Origin of the sequence: Enterobacter cloacae complex sp. ECL411 (assembly GCF_021869665.1) — a bacterium.
GTDB lineage: Bacteria > Pseudomonadota > Gammaproteobacteria > Enterobacterales > Enterobacteriaceae > Enterobacter > Enterobacter intestinihominis.
On the sequence record NZ_CP091486.1, the window covers coordinates 3,941,363 to 3,956,860 of the forward strand.

16 protein-coding genes and 1 pseudogene are annotated in these 15,498 nt (G+C 55.3%); 9 read left to right on the forward strand and 8 right to left on the reverse strand.

The genetic code is table 11. The features are described 5' to 3' along the window. Positions 1 to 172: 172 nt before the first annotated feature. A complete protein-coding gene (yghU, locus tag L3069_RS18900; RefSeq protein ID WP_023298592.1) occupies positions 173 to 1,039 on the forward strand; it encodes a glutathione-dependent disulfide-bond oxidoreductase in 867 nt (288 codons plus the stop codon). A gap of 76 nt (positions 1,040 to 1,115) precedes the next feature. Further along, positions 1,116 to 1,865: an L-fucose operon activator gene (fucR, locus tag L3069_RS18905; protein WP_038416725.1), complete on the forward strand. Its 750-nt coding sequence runs from the start codon at positions 1,116 to 1,118 to the stop codon at positions 1,863 to 1,865. 2 nt (positions 1,866 to 1,867) lie between these two features. Here fucR and L3069_RS18910 read toward each other — a convergent pair whose 3' ends face one another. Both L3069_RS18910 and yghX read right to left on the reverse strand, forming a co-directional pair. After that, positions 1,868 to 3,415 (reverse strand): methyl-accepting chemotaxis protein, encoded by a 1,548-nt coding sequence (locus L3069_RS18910; RefSeq protein ID WP_038416726.1) that lies wholly within the window; start codon positions 3,413 to 3,415, stop codon positions 1,868 to 1,870. 113 nt (positions 3,416 to 3,528) lie between these two features. Next, entirely contained in the window at positions 3,529 to 4,416 is an 888-nt protein-coding gene (gene yghX, locus L3069_RS18915; protein ID WP_023306936.1) for a YghX family hydrolase, read from the reverse strand. Between the two features lie 82 nt (positions 4,417 to 4,498). Between yghX and L3069_RS18920 the strand changes: the two genes are divergently transcribed. After that, entirely contained in the window at positions 4,499 to 5,539 is a 1,041-nt protein-coding gene (locus L3069_RS18920; protein WP_038416727.1) for an aldo/keto reductase, read from the forward strand. 109 nt (positions 5,540 to 5,648) lie between these two features. Here L3069_RS18920 and L3069_RS18925 read toward each other — a convergent pair whose 3' ends face one another. Then, on the reverse strand, positions 5,649 to 6,137 hold the full coding sequence (locus tag L3069_RS18925; RefSeq protein ID WP_006811956.1) for a TIGR00645 family protein: 489 nt from the start codon (positions 6,135 to 6,137) through the stop codon (positions 5,649 to 5,651). A 43-nt stretch (positions 6,138 to 6,180) separates the two neighbouring features. Further along, positions 6,181 to 6,684 carry an ESA_00282 family adhesion-associated protein gene (locus L3069_RS18930; protein WP_023298598.1) on the reverse strand — a complete coding sequence of 168 codons (504 nt, stop codon included), beginning with the start codon at positions 6,682 to 6,684 and terminating at the stop codon, positions 6,181 to 6,183. Positions 6,685 to 6,786: 102 nt separating this feature from the next. Between L3069_RS18930 and L3069_RS18935 the strand changes: the two genes are divergently transcribed. Then, positions 6,787 to 7,191 carry a hypothetical protein gene (locus L3069_RS18935; protein WP_023330187.1) on the forward strand — a complete coding sequence of 135 codons (405 nt, stop codon included), beginning with the start codon at positions 6,787 to 6,789 and terminating at the stop codon, positions 7,189 to 7,191. Then, positions 7,184 to 7,621 carry a hypothetical protein gene (locus L3069_RS18940; protein ID WP_023298600.1) on the forward strand — a complete coding sequence of 146 codons (438 nt, stop codon included), beginning with the start codon at positions 7,184 to 7,186 and terminating at the stop codon, positions 7,619 to 7,621. Before L3069_RS18935 ends, L3069_RS18940 begins: the two co-directional genes overlap by 8 nt. Positions 7,622 to 7,712: 91 nt before the next feature. Here the strand turns inward: L3069_RS18940 and exbD are convergent, their stop codons facing one another. Both exbD and exbB read right to left on the reverse strand, forming a co-directional pair. Continuing rightward, positions 7,713 to 8,138, reverse strand: coding sequence for a TonB system transport protein ExbD (gene exbD, locus L3069_RS18945; RefSeq protein ID WP_023298601.1), 426 nt, complete (start codon positions 8,136 to 8,138; stop codon positions 7,713 to 7,715). 4 nt (positions 8,139 to 8,142) lie between these two features. Beyond that, positions 8,143 to 8,874: a tol-pal system-associated acyl-CoA thioesterase gene (gene exbB / locus L3069_RS18950; RefSeq protein WP_023298602.1), complete on the reverse strand. Its 732-nt coding sequence runs from the start codon at positions 8,872 to 8,874 to the stop codon at positions 8,143 to 8,145. Between the two features lie 252 nt (positions 8,875 to 9,126). Between exbB and metC the strand changes: the two genes are divergently transcribed. Together metC and yghB are read left to right on the forward strand one after the other, a co-directional pair. After that, positions 9,127 to 10,314, forward strand: a complete 1,188-nt coding sequence (gene metC, locus L3069_RS18955; RefSeq protein ID WP_023306940.1) for a cystathionine beta-lyase — start codon at positions 9,127 to 9,129, stop codon at positions 10,312 to 10,314. A 142-nt stretch (positions 10,315 to 10,456) separates the two neighbouring features. After that, positions 10,457 to 11,116, forward strand: coding sequence for a DedA family general envelope maintenance protein YghB (yghB, locus tag L3069_RS18960; RefSeq protein WP_015571869.1), 660 nt, complete (start codon positions 10,457 to 10,459; stop codon positions 11,114 to 11,116). 45 nt (positions 11,117 to 11,161) lie between these two features. Here the strand turns inward: yghB and L3069_RS18965 are convergent, their stop codons facing one another. Further along, on the reverse strand, positions 11,162 to 12,061 hold the full coding sequence (locus tag L3069_RS18965; protein WP_017382749.1) for an AraC family transcriptional regulator: 900 nt from the start codon (positions 12,059 to 12,061) through the stop codon (positions 11,162 to 11,164). Between the two features lie 195 nt (positions 12,062 to 12,256). Between L3069_RS18965 and yqhD the strand changes: the two genes are divergently transcribed. Together yqhD and dkgA are read left to right on the forward strand one after the other, a co-directional pair. Further along, on the forward strand, positions 12,257 to 13,420 hold the full coding sequence (gene yqhD, locus L3069_RS18970) for an alcohol dehydrogenase (protein WP_038416728.1): 1,164 nt from the start codon (positions 12,257 to 12,259) through the stop codon (positions 13,418 to 13,420). A gap of 105 nt (positions 13,421 to 13,525) precedes the next feature. Continuing rightward, complete coding sequence (gene dkgA / locus L3069_RS18975) at positions 13,526 to 14,353, forward strand: 2,5-didehydrogluconate reductase DkgA (RefSeq protein ID WP_023306942.1); 828 nt, start codon at positions 13,526 to 13,528, stop codon at positions 14,351 to 14,353. An 89-nt stretch (positions 14,354 to 14,442) separates the two neighbouring features. On the opposite strand, the pseudogene L3069_RS18980 reads toward dkgA, so the two are convergent. Further along, a pseudogene (locus tag L3069_RS18980) lies at positions 14,443 to 15,456 on the reverse strand (radical SAM protein); the annotation flags it as partial. Between the last annotated feature and the right edge of the window lie 42 nt (positions 15,457 to 15,498).

The window sequence follows — 15,498 nt, forward strand, 5'->3', positions numbered from 1 at the left end:
AAAACAGGCAGGCGGCAATTTTTTTGTGGGGTTGTCGTCGTCTGCACGTTGTAATTAACTGACAGAGGTGGCGTTATCATACACCCGCCCTGCCCATTACGCTCGCATCGTTAAACGGTTCCCCTATCTCCTGCTACACTGCCTCAACACAACACCAAAAAGGCAGGCCAACATGTCAGATAACACCTATCAGCCACCGAAAGTGTGGGAATGGAAACAGAATAACGGCGGCGCGTTCGCCAATATCAACCGTCCCGTCTCGGGCGCTACGCACGAGAAAGAGCTGCCCGTGGGCGAGCACCCGCTCCAGCTGTACTCTCTGGGTACGCCGAATGGACAGAAAGTTACCATCATGCTGGAAGAGCTGCTGGCGCTGGGCGTGACGGGCGCGGAATACGACGCATGGTTAATCCGCATCGGTGAGGGCGATCAGTTCTCCAGCGGTTTTGTCGACGTGAACCCGAACTCGAAGATCCCGGCACTGCGTGACCACTCCACCACCCCGCCGACGCGCGTCTTTGAATCCGGCAATATCCTGCTCTATCTGGCCGAGAAATTTGGTCACTTCCTGCCAAAAGATCCGGCAGGACGAACGGAAACCCTGAACTGGCTGTTCTGGTTACAGGGCGCGGCCCCGTTCCTCGGCGGCGGTTTTGGCCACTTCTATAACTACGCGCCGGTGAAGATTGAGTACGCTATCGATCGCTTCACCATGGAGGCTAAACGCCTGTTCGACGTGCTGGACAAGCAGCTGGGGCGCGGTCGTTATGTAGCGGGTGAGGAATATACCATCGCCGATATGGCGATCTGGCCGTGGTTTGGCTGCGTGGCGCTGGGCAGCGTCTACAACGCCGCCGAATTCCTCGACGCCGGGAAGTACACCAACGTGCAGCGCTGGGCAAAAGATGTGGCGAATCGCCCGGCCGTTAAACGCGGGCGCATTGTTAACCGCACCAACGGCGAGCTGAACGAGCAGCTGCATGAGCGCCATTCAGCGAGCGACTTCGATACCCAGACGGAAGATAAACGTCAGGATTGACCCATCACCGGGCGGTTCGCCGCCCATCTTTTGCGATGAGAAAAATGAGTCAGCACGCGTGAGCAAGGATCCTCGAATGTCAGACCAGACGCTAAAAGCGACCCGACAGCAGAGCATCATCACCCTGCTGAGTAAAAGTGACTGGCTGACCACCGATGCCCTGGCTGAAAAGCTCTCCGTCAGCAAAGAGACGATCCGCCGGGATCTGAAGTCGTTACAGCAGCAGGGGAAACTTCTGCGCCAGCACGGGCGTGCGCGTCTGATTCACCCGGACAGCCGCGACAGCGGTGAACCCTTTGGCGCACGCCTGAAAAGCCATTATGCCGACAAAGCCGATATTGCCCGACACGCGCTGGGCTGGATCAGCGAAGGGATGACCATCGCCCTCGACGCCAGCTCGACCTGCTTTCATCTGGCGCGCCAGCTTCCGGATATCGAACTCACCGTGTTTACCAATAGCCTGCCTGTCTGCCACGAGATGGCGAAGCGCGAGCGGATCACGCTTATCTGTTCCGGTGGAACGCTTGAGCGTAAGTATCGCTGCTATGTTAATCCGGCGCTGGTGACGCAGCTTAAAGGACTGGAGATCGATCTGTTTATCTTCTCGTGTGAAGGGGTTGATGAGCATGGCATCCTTTGGGATCCGTCCGAGCACAACGCGGGCTTTAAGGCGCTGCTGTTAAACCGGGCCAGCCAGTCGCTGCTGCTGATCGACAAAAGTAAATTTATGCGGGCAAGCGAAGTGAAAATCGGTCAGCTGTCGCAGGTGACACAGATTATTCAGAGCGATAAATGTCAGGCCGCCAGAGACGGCCTGACGCGATGATGTTACGCGGAGAGACGGAACTTCTGCACTGAGCGCTGGAGTTCTTCGGTCTGCCGTTCCAGTGCGGCCGCGGCGGCGGAAACCTGCTCCACCAGCGAGGCATTCTGCTGGGTCACGCCGTCCATCTGCGTGATGGCTACGCCGACCTGAGAAATACCTTTGCTCTGCTCCTCTGACGCGATGGCGATCTGCTTCATAATGACGGTCACCTCCGTCACGTCGCGCAGGATAGCTTCCATCGTCGTGCCGGTATCGTTCACCAGCTGCGCCCCCTGCTCCACGCGGGCAACGGAATCCGCAATCAGCCCTTCGATCTCTTTTGCCGCATTCGCGCTGCGGCTGGCCAGATTACGCACCTCACCCGCCACGACCGCAAAACCGCGCCCCTGCTCCCCGGCCCGAGCCGCTTCCACCGCGGCGTTCAGCGCCAGAATATTGGTCTGGAAGGCGATGCTGTTGATAACGGTAGTGATTTCAGCAATTTTCTTCGAGCTGTCCGAAATGCCGCTCATGGTCGTGACCACATCATCTACCAGCGACCCGCCGCGGCTGGCCGTACTGGAGGCGACATCCGCAAGCTGGCTGGCCTGGCGCGCGCTTTCGGCGTTCAGCTTCACCGTTGCGGTAAGCTGCTCCATGCTGGCCGCGGTCTCTTCCAGCGCAGCGGCCTGCTCTTCGGTACGCGAAGAGAGATCGTTATTCCCGCTGGAGATCTCCGTTGCCCCGCGCCAGATATTCTCGCTGCCGGAACGAATCGTGCTGACCGCCTCCCGCAGGCTGTCCTGCATGGCGCTTAGCAGCGGAACCAGTTGCCCCACGCAGTTGCGGCCAATGGGCTCAATCGGCTGGCTGAGATCGCCCTGCGCAATCTGGCGGAACTGCTGACGGATACGCTCCAGAGGTTTTACCAGCAGCGCCACCAGGTAGCGGTCGGTGAACAGCAGGATCAGCAGACCCACGATCGTGGCGGTGATAATCACCGTCCGGGTCATGCTGGTCAGGCTGTCGACCACAACGCGCGTACTGTCGAGCGCCTTCACCGCAGAATTGTTAAAGTTCTCAACCGCGGCGCCAAACGCGCGGCTTAGCGGCGGCGTAACGTTGTTGGCATGCTGACGATAGCCTTCGAGCGTCGCCTGCTTTGCCTGCACCATCTGAGGCGTAACGCCCCGATCGAGCAGCGCCTGCCAGGTGGAAATCACCTGCGCAGAGACCTTTTCATCCATCGGGCCCGGGGAGATAGCCTTCATCTCTGCCAGCTTTTTACTCATGTTATCCAGCGCCTGCTGAGCAGGAGCCAGGTCCGGCGTGCCGCCCGCTGCTTTAGCTTCCATCGCCCGGCTCAGGCGGGTGACGAAACGGAAATACTGATCGTTGCCCTGGCTCAGCACCGTCATTTGCCTGACCAGCTGGCGGTCAACGTCATTACCATCAGAAACACGAGACAGAGACCAGGTGCTATAAAGCCCCACGCCTGCCCACATGACACAAAAGATCCCCAGTACCGTCAGCATGACGAAACGGATGGTGAAATTACGAAGCATCTTCATTGAGTATTCCTTGCCGTGAGGGTGAATTCGCCCAGAGGCGAGTACTACCCTCGTTATCGGCAGGGACAGGGGAAAAGATAACCCTTTGTGATGATTTATTTAAGCAGGGCTTATCATTCCAGATATTTTTTAAACCAGCTTAACGTTCTCGACCAGGCCAGTTCGGCTGCGGGCTGGTCATAGCGTGGGGTAGAATCGTTGTGAAATCCATGGTTTACGCCAGGGTAGATATACGCTTCATAAACCTTATTATTTGATTTCAGCGCGGCTTCATAGGCAGGCCAGCCCTCGTTAATATTTTTGTCCAGCTCGGCATAATGAAGCAGGAGCGGCGCGCTAATTTTTGGCACATCCTCCACCCGCGGCTGACGACCATAGAAGGGCACCGCGCAGTCGAGTTCCGGATACGCTACGGCGGCGGCATTCGATACGCCGCCGCCGTAGCAAAAACCGGTAATCCCCACCTTCCCGGTGGCTTCCGGATGATTTTTCATAAACTCTATGGCGGCAAAAAAGTCGTTCATCAGCCTTGTCGGGTCGACCTTCTGCTGCAAAACCTTTCCTTCGTCGTCGTTGCCGGGGTATCCCCCCACCGAGCTCAGGCCGTCGGGAGCCAGCGCGATATACCCCGCTTTCGCCACGCGTCGTGCCACGTCTTCAATATACGGATTCAGCCCCCGGTTCTCATGCACGACCACTACCGCGGGCGTTTTCGCGGTAGCTTTGGCCGGCTTCACCAGGTAACCGCGCACTTCGCCGTGACCATTGGGCGAGGGATAAGTGATGTATTCCGGAAGAATATCGGGATCGGTGAATTTAACCTGCTCCGCGAGGGCGTAGTTGGGTTTAAGCATATTAAACAGCATCAGCGCCGTTACGCCGCCTGCGGCATAGCGCGCCGCGAGATTCAGAAATTCGCGTTTGCTGATTTTACCGTGGGCGTAATAGTCATAGTAATCAAGCAGCTCTTGCGGAAAATCTTTGGCAGTCAGGCGCGTCATCGCTTATCTCCATGATTTATGATTTGATAAGCTTAGAATAAAAACGCTGTTTCGAAAATTCACCGATAAGAAAGGAGACATCATGTCCTGGCACCCTTACACCGGCCGATACGAAAACATGCAGTACCGATACTGCGGCAAAAGCGGCCTGCGCTTACCGGCGCTGTCGCTGGGTCTGTGGCACAGCTTTGGCCACGTTCAGGCGCTCGATTCCCAGCGCGCGCTGCTGCGTAAGGCCTTCGATCTCGGCATTACCCATTTTGACCTTGCCAACAACTACGGCCCCCCTCCAGGCAGCGCTGAAGAAAATTTTGGCCGCCTGCTGCGAGAAGATTTTACCGGGTATCGCGACGAGCTGATCATCTCCACCAAAGCGGGCTACGACATGTGGCCAGGACCGTATGGTTCGGGTGGTTCACGTAAGTATCTGCTCGCCAGCCTCGACCAGAGCCTTAAACGCATGGGCGTGGAGTATGTGGATATTTTCTATTCTCACCGCGTAGACGAAAACACGCCGATGGAAGAGACCGCCGCCGCGTTGGCACACGCGGTGCAGAGCGGAAAAGCGCTGTACGTCGGCATTTCGTCCTACTCCACGGAACGCACGACGGCGATGGCCGAATTGCTGCGCGAGTGGAAGATCCCGCTTTTGATCCACCAGCCGTCTTACAACCTGCTTAACCGCTGGGTCGACAAGACTGGTCTGCTGGACGCGCTGGAGAAAAACGGAACGGGCTGTATCGCCTTTACCCCGCTGGCGCAGGGCCTGCTGACCGGAAAATACCTGAACGGTATTCCGGACGGTTCACGTATGCAGCGCGAAGGGAAAAAAGTGCGCGGCCTGACGGAGAAAATGCTGACCGAAGCCAACCTGAGCAGCCTTCGTCTGCTGAACGAGATGGCGCATGCGCGCGGGCAGACGATGGCGCAGATGGCGCTAAGCTGGCTGTTGAAAGATACACGTGTAACGTCAGTGCTGATTGGCGCGAGCCGCCCGGAGCAACTGGAAGAGAACGTTCAGGCGCTGAATAACCTGTGCTTTACCGAAGATGAACTGACGCGGATTGACCAGCACGTGGCGGATGGTGAGCTGAATTTGTGGCAGGCGTCGTCGGATAAATAGTGCGGTCCGATGCTTTCGCCCCTCACCCTAACCCTCTCCCCAGAGGGGAGAGGGAACTTGAACACCCTCTCCCCTCTGGGGAGAGGGCAGGGTGAGGGGCCTGGTAAATTTATTTCTTACTGATTTTATCCAGATATCCCATCACAAACGCCGACAGTACAAACGTCAGGTGGATAATCACATACCACATCAGCTTATTATCCGGGACGTTTTTAGCATCCATAAAGACACGTAACAGGTGAATAGACGAAATCGCCACAATCGACGCCGCGACTTTATTTTTCAGCGATGAGGCGTCCATTTTCCCCAGCCAGTTGAGCTTTTCTTTGTGCTCGGCGATATCAAGCTGAGAGACGAAATTCTCATAACCGGAGAACATCACCATCACCAGTAATCCTCCTACCAGCGTCATATCCACCAGCGACAGCAGAACCAGAATCAAATCGGCTTCTGCCACGGAGAAAATGTTTGGCAGGACGTGGAATATCTCCTGGAAGAACTTGATCGTCAGGGCGACCAGCGCCAGAGAGAGACCAAAATAGACGGGTGCGAGCAGCCAGCGAGAGGCATACATTGCGTTTTCAAAGAAGCGTTCCATAAAATCCTGTCTGCAAACGAAACCAGCGCTCAGTATATCTCAACTATACCTCGTTGGGATCCACATCCGGACGCGCATACTCCGGCCAGACCAGTGCGACCAGTTCCGGGTAGGCTTCCAGGCTAAACTCGCGAAAACACTGGCGCAGATTTAATACGTCTAAATCGGAATACGACACCTTCTCGCCATTCAGACAGCGTTTTTTGATATTGTCGTAATATTTATAGACCGCCGAATTAAGGTCGCTACAGCGGCGCTGCGCGTCGAACAGACCGGGCGTATCATTAATTTCGGCCATTTTCATTCGCTTAATTGTCGCATGGAGAAAATCGATATATTCGTGATTCACCCGCCAGTACCAGACTGGCGTCACGGCGTTCATCAAGACGGAGAAATGATCTTCCCCCTCCTCTTTGGACATCAATTCAGGCTGCGGTGGTTCACTGGCGTCATTTGACACTTTCGTTTTATTGAACTCTTGCATCAATAAAAGCACGCCAGCGGTCAGTAATAGTAACGTTACGACCGTGAAGAAAATGCTGTTCATGGGTAGGCTCCATTTTTTTTGATTTTAAAATTGCCTCATGATATTGTCAACGAATCTCACCCTTTTTCCAACCCCACCCTTTTGAAATTAAAGGAAATTAAAATGCTGCCCGACAATCTTGTCCCGGCAAAGTACCACATTACGCCTGTGGAACAGCCTTCGACGGAAGCAGATAAAGAGGCGAATTTCACTCAAGGAAAAAGAAAACTCTCCGACTATGAAGCCGATATATTAATTGGTGTTTCACGCACCGGCAAATCCCGTAATATGGTGCTGGAAGAGCACGATCGCCATTTAAAAGAACGGTTATTTCGTGCCATCAAGATTGAAGCCTTAGTTCATCTGCTAAATGATTTACAGGCCGAAGGGGAAATAGATGCCCAGGCTCTAAGTCAAATAATGGCCGAGAAAACACAGCAAATAAATGAAGCTGGCAATGAAATTTGGCTTAACTTAATTACGCGTGAAAAAAGCAATCCCATTTTTTATAACCTGGGGGATGATTAACGTGAATGATGATAGCGGTAATAACGTTTATTTGACTTTAGATGATAAGAAAAGCGATGAATTTATCTTAAAGCAGAATCTCGACGCCCTGAAAAAGATAAAAAATGACGAGATGACGCGAATAACGCAGGACTTGGTTTCGATTCCGGCCACGCTGGTGCGCCTGAAATGGCAGAACCGTCGGGAAATTTATGCCTTGCAGGCCAAAGAGGAGATTTACGGCGCGGTGATGAACGCCATTATTGAGCTGCGCCCTGAGCTTAAAGAGAAGATCCTTGGGCGACTGGAGACGAACTATCAGTACCTGCTGGCACGCGAGACAGCCACCCTGCGCCTGACCCGTAAACTCTCGGAAGGCAACTATCGCACATCAAACGTCACCTGCGTGGCGCTCGATGAAGAGGCGTCAACAACATCTTCTAACTGCTGACAACGTGGTTCGCCCGGCGGCGCTAGCCTGAGATTGTAGGCCGGGTAAGGCGAAGCCGCCACCCGGCACGGAAGGCGGCTTCGCCTTCGTTTTACTTCGCGGCCGCTTTCTCTTCGCCGACCAGACCAATCTTCAGGTATCCCGCCTGATGCAGCGTGTCCATTACCTTCATCATGGTTTCATAATCGACGGTTTTATCCGCGCGGAAGAAGACGGTGGTGTCTTTCTTGCCGCCGGTCAGCTGGTCCAGCGCCGGAATAACCGAGGCATCCGTCACCGGATCGTTGCCCAGGAACATGGACTTATCGGCCTTCACGGACAGGTAGACAGGCTTTTCCGGACGCGGCTGCGGCTGGCTGGAGGACGCAGGCAGATTCACCTTCACGTCCACCGTCGCCAGCGGCGCGGCAACCATAAAGATAATCAGCAGAACCAGCATGACGTCGATAAACGGCGTCACGTTGATCTCATGCATTTCACCGTTATCGTCCAGATTTTCATTAAGACGCATTGCCATACAATCAACCTACGCGCAGTTTGGACGCCGCATGCACCGGTTTAACGGCGCTGGCGTTCAGGTCCAGATCGCGGCTTTGCAGCAGCAGAACCTGCGCGGCAACGTCACCCAGTGTGGCTTTGTAACTGCCAATCATGCGCGCGAAGATGTTATAGATAACTACCGCAGGGATAGCGGCAACCAGACCGATAGCCGTTGCCAGCAGCGCTTCTGCGATACCCGGCGCGACGACCGCAAGGTTAGTGGTCTGCGTCTGGGCGATACCGATAAAGCTGTTCATGATGCCCCAGACGGTACCGAACAGGCCGACGAACGGGGAGATAGCGCCGATAGTCGCCAGGTAGCCGTTACCGCGGCCCATATGACGACCCACGGCCGCAACGCGACGCTCCAGACGGAAACCGGTACGCTCTTTAATGCCTTCGTTATCTTCACTGCCTGCGGAGAGTTCCAGCTCGTTCTGCGCTTCGTTCACTAACAGGGTAGTCAGGCTTTTCGCATGGAAGGATGAGGTGATATCAGAAGCCTGATCCAGAGAGCGGGCTTCCGCCAGCTGCTTCTGCTCACGCTTGAGGCGGCGTTTTTGTGAAAGAAGTTCGGCGCTCTTGCTGAAGAAGATAGCCCAGGTGATCACGGACGCCAGAATCAGGCCGATCATCACAACCTTAACGACGATGTCAGCATGTTGATACATGCCCCAAACGGAGAGATCCGTCTGCATCAAATTATTACCCACTCTGTATCTCCAGGACGCAAATCACACAATCTGAACGTAATAATATCAAAACGTCGTCGAATTGATAGTAGTTCTCATTAGTATTTACATAGTGCCGTAATTTTCGCTCACTTTCCTTGCGCTTACGCAGTAAAAATTTCTTATGCGAATATTTGATAATATTTTCTGCTTATTCGATAAGCATCCGGATGCACATTGTGACAATCGTGGTAGTCTGGACGTCCAGACGTATAAAAAATAGGGTTAGCGAACATGACTAAAAAGCAGCTTGAGACCACGCTGGTGCAGGCAGGACGCAGTAAAAAATACACCCAGGGCTCGGTCAACAGCGTGATCCAGCGTGCCTCCTCGCTGGTGTTTGATACCGTCGAAGATAAAAAAATCGCCACGCGTAATCGCGCGAAGGGCGGGCTGTTTTACGGTCGCCGTGGCACGTTAACCCATTTCTCGTTGCAGGAAGCCATGTGTGAACTGGAGGGCGGCGCGGGCTGCGCGCTGTTCCCGTGCGGTGCGGCGGCGGTCGCCAATACCATTCTGGCGTTTGTTGAACAGGGTGACCACATCCTGATGACCAATACCGCCTACGAGCCAAGCCAGGACTTCTGCACCAAAATACTCAGCAAGCTCGGCGTCACCACCAGCTGGTTCGATCCGCTGATTGGGGCCGGTATTGCCGGGCTTATTCAGCCCAACACGCGCGTTGTGTTCCTGGAATCTCCCGGCTCCATCACTATGGAAGTGCATGACGTCCCGGCCATCGTGAAGGCGGTGCGCAGCATAGCGCCGGAAGCGATCATCATGATCGACAACACCTGGGCGGCAGGTGTGCTGTTTAAAGCCCTGGAATTTGACATCGATATCTCCATTCAGGCGGCGACCAAATACCTGATTGGCCACTCAGACGGCATGATCGGTACGGCGGTATCTAATGCCCGCTGCTGGGAGCAATTGCGTGAAAACGCCTACCTGATGGGCCAGATGGTGGATGCCGATACCGCCTACATGACCAGCCGGGGCATCCGTACGCTCGGCGTGCGTCTGCGTCAGCATCACGAAAGCAGCCTGCAAATTGCTCAGTGGCTGGCGCTGCATCCGCAGGTGGAGCGCGTTAACCATCCGGCGCTGCCGGGCAGCAAGGGCCACGAATACTGGCAACGTGACTTTACGGGCAGCAGCGGGTTGTTCTCATTTGTTCTTAAGAAGCGCCTGAATGACGCCGAGCTGGCAAGCTATCTGGATAACTTTACCCTCTTCAGCATGGCCTATTCATGGGGTGGGTTTGAATCGTTGATCCTGCCCAATCAGCCGGAGCAGATTGCGGCCCTGCGCCCGGGCGGCGAGGTGGACTTCGAGGGGACCTTAATCCGCCTGCATATCGGGCTGGAAAATGTGGACGATTTAATTGCGGATTTATCGGCAGGATTTGAGCGCATCGTGTAAAGTGCTGGCTGACATGTACTCCCTGGACGCTATTCTGAACACCGCAAGCAGAAAAGTCTGTATGAGATGCGCCTGCGATCAACCCCGACAGGCAAAATTGGGAGTACAATAGCGTTATATCTGCTGTTCCACAGGAAAGTCCATGGCTGTTATTCAAAATATCATCACGGCGCTCTGGCAACACGATTTTGCCGCGCTGGCGGACCCACATGTCGTCGGGATTGTCTATTTCGTGATGTTCGCGACGCTATTTCTGGAAAATGGATTACTGCCAGCCTCATTTTTACCCGGTGACAGCCTGCTCCTGCTCGCAGGGGCGTTAATCGGCAAGGGCGTGATGGACTTCGCACCGACAATGGTGATCCTTACCTCTGCGGCCAGTCTCGGCTGTTGGCTGAGCTACCTGCAAGGGCGCTGGCTTGGAAACACCCGCGTGGTGAAAGGCTGGCTGGCGCAGCTGCCGCATAAATATCATCAGCGCGCGACCTGCATGTTTGACCGTCACGGCCTGCTGGCGTTGCTTGCCGGGCGTTTTCTGGCGTTCGTTCGCACCCTGTTGCCTACCATGGCGGGTATTTCAGGCCTCTCTAACCGCCGCTTCCAGTTCTTCAACTGGCTGAGCGCTCTGCTCTGGGTGGGCGTGGTCACCACGCTCGGCTACGCGCTGAATATGATCCCCTTTGTTAAGCGCCATGAAGACCAGGTGATGACCTTCCTGATGATCCTGCCGATTTTCCTGCTGGTTGCAGGGCTGGTGGGTACCATTGCGGTGGTGATCAAGAAAAAGTATTGCAGCGCATAAATAAAAGCCGGGTGGCGCTACCGCTTACCCGGCCTCCGTTTCCCCTCACGCTCCCTGCATGGTTCTGATACGTGACGCATCTTCCCCCGGCGTGACGCCGAAGTAACGCTTAAACTCCCGACTAAACTGCGACGCGCTTTCATACCCGACCCGCATCGCCGCGGCGCTGGCCTTCATGCCATCGTGGATCATCAGCATCCGCGCCTTATGCAGACGGTAGGTTTTGAGGTACTGCAACGGCGACGTGCTGGTGACGGATTTAAAGTTATGGTGAAACGCCGAGACGCTCATATTGGCTTCCGCCGCCAGCTGATCAACGCTGAGGTTTTCCGTGTACTGGCTCTCGATGCGCTTCAGCACGCGACTAATGAGGCTGAAGTGCGTTTGCCGGCTTACCAGCGCCAGCAGCGCCCCGCCGCCCGGTCCCAGCAGCACATGGTAAAGAATTTCGCGGATAATCTGCTTTCCGAGAATACGCGCGTCCAGAGGCCTTTCCATCACGTCTAACAGGCGTTCAATCGCGCAGAGAATTTCCTCCGATAGGGTCGCGGAGTTGATACCGCTTGCCGCCATCGACGGCCGGAAAAGTTCGTCCTCCCCAATCTCCATCAGCAACTCCTGCAACTGGAGAATGTCGACGTTGACGCGGATCCCGGCCAGCGGTACCTCCTCTGTCGCGAAAGTTTCACATTCGAAGGGTAAAGGTACAGTCAGAAGCAGATATTCATTGGTGTCGTAACGGAACACGCGCTCATTGATATAGCCAATCTTATGGCCAGAAAAGAGAAACACGATGCCGGGCTGATACATCACCGGGGTGCGCGTTCCGGGCTGGGTACCGTAGAGCAATCGGATATCCGGCAACAGCTCAGCCGAATCATTTCCGTTATCTATCAGTCTTTTAATCTGCGACGTTAGCTGGCGGCAGATGGCATCACGGTTCATTTTCAATTACTCCGGGTACGGTTTCCGACGCTGACAGTGTGCGCATTTTCTTACCGTTTCTCCAGCGTGCTGTAGAAATGGGCAAGACATCGGCAGGAATGTGCATTGAGAGGATAGCGCCTGCCCGCCACAATGTGCAGCATCAGGTTGCCTTCTGCGCCACCACGATTTTTTACCCACTACAGGGAACAAGCCATGAACAACTTTAATCTTCACACCCCAACCCGCATTCTGTTTGGTAAAGACGCTATCGCTGACCTGCGCGCGCAAATCCCGACGGACGCCCGCGTCCTGATTACCTACGGCGGCGGCAGCGTGAAAAAAACCGGCGTACTGGATCAGGTTTACAGCGCTCTGGAAGGGCTGGACGTACGCGAGTTCGGCGGTATCGAGCCTAACCCGTCTTATGAAACGCTGATGAACGCGGTAAAAATCGCCCGTGACGAGCAGATCACTTTCCTGCTGGCGGTGGGCGGCGGTTCCGTGCTGGACGGCACCAAATTCATCGCGGCGGCAGCGCATTACGCTGACGGCATCGACCCGTGGCATATTCTGGAAACGGGCGGCAGCGACATCAGCAGTGCGATCCCGATGGGCTCCGTGCTGACGCTGCCGGCCACCGGCTCTGAGTCCAACAAAGGCGCGGTCATCTCCCGTAAAACCACCGGTGACAAGCAGGCCTTTATGAACGAACACGTTCAGCCCGTGTTCGCGATCCTCGATCCGGTTTACACCTATACCCTGCCTGCGCGTCAGGTGGCGAACGGCGTGGTCGACGCCTTTGTTCACACCGTTGAGCAGTACGTCACTTACCCGGTGAACGCCAAAATTCAGGATCGTTTCGCGGAAGGCATTCTGCTGACGCTGATTGAAGAAGGTCCGAAAGCGCTGAAAGAACCTGAAAACTATGACGTGCGTGCTAACGTGATGTGGGCTGCAACACAGGCACTGAATGGCCTTATCGGTGCAGGCGTGCCACAGGACTGGGCTACCCATATGCTCGGCCACGAGCTGACGGCGATGCACGGCCTGGATCACGCCCAGACGCTGGCGGCGGTTCTGCCTGCGCTGTGGAATGAAAAACGTGACGCTAAACGCGCCAAACTGCTCCAGTACGCCGAACGCGTGTGGAACATCACCGAGGGTTCCGACGATGCGCGTATCGATGCCGCAATTGCAGCCACCCGTCACTTCTTTGAAAGCCTGGGCGTGCCAACGCGTCTCTCTGACTACGGCCTGGACGGCAGCTCCATCCCTGCCCTGCTGGCGAAGCTGGAAGCACACGGTATGAAGCAGATCGGCGAGCACGGCGACATCACCCTGGACGTCAGCCGTCGTATTTACGAAGCGGCACGCTAAGCGTTTTTAGGATCCTGACTTTCGTTTTTTGACATTTCGTCCAGACTTAATGCACATCACATCGTCGGAGGTTCCCTCCGGCGATGAGCACCTGAAGGAGGAAAAATGGCAAACCAAACCGTAATCAAGCTACAGGACGGCAACGTGATGCCCCAGCTGGGGCTAGGTGTATGGAAAGCCGGTAACGACGAGGTCGTCTCCGCCATTCATAAAGCCCTGGAAGTCGGCTATCGGTCCATTGATACCGCCGCCGCCTATAAAAACGAGGACGGCGTGGGGACCGCGCTTGCCAGCGCTGGCATTCCCCGCGATGAGTTATTCATCACCACCAAGCTGTGGAACGACGATCAAAAGCGTCCCCGCGAAGCGTTGCAGGAGAGCCTGGAGAAACTCCAGCTCGATTTCGTCGATCTTTATCTCATGCACTGGCCGGTACCGGCTATCGACCATTACGTTGATGCCTGGAAAGGGATGATTGAGCTGCAAAAAGAGGGACTGATAAAAAGCATCGGCGTCTGTAATTTCCAGGTTCATCACCTGCAACGCCTGATTGATGAAACGGGCGTCGCGCCGGTGATTAACCAGATTGAGCTACACCCGCTGATGCAGCAGCGCCAGCTTCATTCGTGGAACGCCACGCACAAGATCCAGACCGAATCCTGGAGCCCGCTGGCTCAGGGCGGCGAAGGGGTGTTTGACCAGAAAATTATCCGCGAGCTGGCGGATAAGTACGGCAAAACGCCGGCGCAGATCGTCATTCGCTGGCATTTGGATAGCGGTCTGGTGGTGATCCCGAAATCGGTCACGCCATCGCGTATCGCCGAGAACTTCGACGTCTGGGATTTCCGCCTGGATAAAGACGAGCTGGGTGAGATTGCGAAGCTGGATCAGGGCAAGCGGCTTGGGCCGGATCCGGATCAGTTTGGCGGGTAGTTTCCCCTCACCCTAACCCTCTCCCACAGGGAGAGGGAATGCTTTCCACCCTCTCCCTGTGGGAGAGGGCCGGGGTGAGGGCATCATCGTTATCCGATCTTACGTTTTCCCGTTTTTTTCGTCCCCGAAGCCCCACCGTTCGAACGCTGATGCACAATTGGCGTGTGCTTGGTCAGCGCCGGGCGCGTATTGCGGTTCTGGCGGCGCGCTTCGCGCATCTCTTCCAGCGTTGGCGCTGGCACCAGACAATCACGACGCGAGCCGATCAGGTGCTTTTTCCCCATCTCTTCCAGCGCCTGACGGATCAGCGGCCAGTTTTTCGGGTCGTGATAGCGCAGCAGCGCTTTGTGCAGACGGCGCTGTTTATCCCCTTTCGGCACCACCACGTCTTCACTCTTATAGCCAATCTTACTTAGCGGGTTTTTGCCGGTGTAATACATGGTCGTCGAGTTAGCGAGCGGCGACGGGTAGAAGTTCTGCACCTGATCCAGACGGAATCGACGCTGCTTCAGCCACAGCGCCAGGTTCACCATGTCTTCATCACGGGTGCCGGGGTGCGCGGAGATGAAGTATGGGATCAGATACTGCTCTTTCCCCGCCTGTTTTGAAAAGGTATCAAACAGCTGTTTAAAGCGGTCATAGCTGCCCATGCCCGGCTTCATCATTTTGGACAGCGGGCCCTCTTCGGTGTGCTCCGGGGCGATCTTCAGATAACCGCCAACGTGGTGCGTCGCCAGCTCTTTGATGTAGCGCGGATCTTCCACCGCAATGTCGTAACGCACGCCGGAGGCGATCAGGATCTTCTTGATGCCTTTCAGGTCACGGGCGCGACGGTAAAGATTGATCGTCGGCTCGTGGTTGGTGTCCATATGCTCGCAAATGCTCGGATAGACGCAGGAGAGACGACGACAGGTCTGCTCAGCGCGCGGCGATTTGCAGCGCAGCATGTACATGTTAGCCGTTGGGCCACCCAGATCGGAGATTACGCCGGTAAAGCCCGGGACCGAGTCGCGAATCGCTTCGATCTCGTTAACAATCGACTCTTCGGAACGGCTCTGAATAATACGACCTTCGTGTTCGGTGATCGAACAGAGCGAGCACCCTATAATTCTGATCATTTAGAAATTTTTTTGCGTTTAAAATCA

What these genes read in the sequence shown, in the direction of transcription:
- yghU (WP_023298592.1), top strand. Translation starts at nt 173, where the DNA reads ATGTCAGATAACACCTATCAGCCACCGAAAGTGTGGGAATGGAAACAG.
- fucR (WP_038416725.1), top strand. Translation starts at nt 1,116, where the DNA reads ATGTCAGACCAGACGCTAAAAGCGACCCGACAGCAGAGCATCATCACC.
- L3069_RS18910 (WP_038416726.1), bottom strand. Translation starts at nt 3,415, where the DNA reads ATGAAGATGCTTCGTAATTTCACCATCCGTTTCGTCATGCTGACGGTA.
- yghX (WP_023306936.1), bottom strand. Translation starts at nt 4,416, where the DNA reads ATGACGCGCCTGACTGCCAAAGATTTTCCGCAAGAGCTGCTTGATTAC.
- L3069_RS18920 (WP_038416727.1), top strand. Translation starts at nt 4,499, where the DNA reads ATGTCCTGGCACCCTTACACCGGCCGATACGAAAACATGCAGTACCGA.
- L3069_RS18925 (WP_006811956.1), bottom strand. Translation starts at nt 6,137, where the DNA reads ATGGAACGCTTCTTTGAAAACGCAATGTATGCCTCTCGCTGGCTGCTC.
- L3069_RS18930 (WP_023298598.1), bottom strand. Translation starts at nt 6,684, where the DNA reads ATGAACAGCATTTTCTTCACGGTCGTAACGTTACTATTACTGACCGCT.
- L3069_RS18935 (WP_023330187.1), top strand. Translation starts at nt 6,787, where the DNA reads ATGCTGCCCGACAATCTTGTCCCGGCAAAGTACCACATTACGCCTGTG.
- L3069_RS18940 (WP_023298600.1), top strand. Translation starts at nt 7,184, where the DNA reads ATGATTAACGTGAATGATGATAGCGGTAATAACGTTTATTTGACTTTA.
- exbD (WP_023298601.1), bottom strand. Translation starts at nt 8,138, where the DNA reads ATGGCAATGCGTCTTAATGAAAATCTGGACGATAACGGTGAAATGCAT.
- metC (WP_023306940.1), top strand. Translation starts at nt 9,127, where the DNA reads ATGACTAAAAAGCAGCTTGAGACCACGCTGGTGCAGGCAGGACGCAGT.
- yghB (WP_015571869.1), top strand. Translation starts at nt 10,457, where the DNA reads ATGGCTGTTATTCAAAATATCATCACGGCGCTCTGGCAACACGATTTT.
- L3069_RS18965 (WP_017382749.1), bottom strand. Translation starts at nt 12,061, where the DNA reads ATGAACCGTGATGCCATCTGCCGCCAGCTAACGTCGCAGATTAAAAGA.
- yqhD (WP_038416728.1), top strand. Translation starts at nt 12,257, where the DNA reads ATGAACAACTTTAATCTTCACACCCCAACCCGCATTCTGTTTGGTAAA.
- dkgA (WP_023306942.1), top strand. Translation starts at nt 13,526, where the DNA reads ATGGCAAACCAAACCGTAATCAAGCTACAGGACGGCAACGTGATGCCC.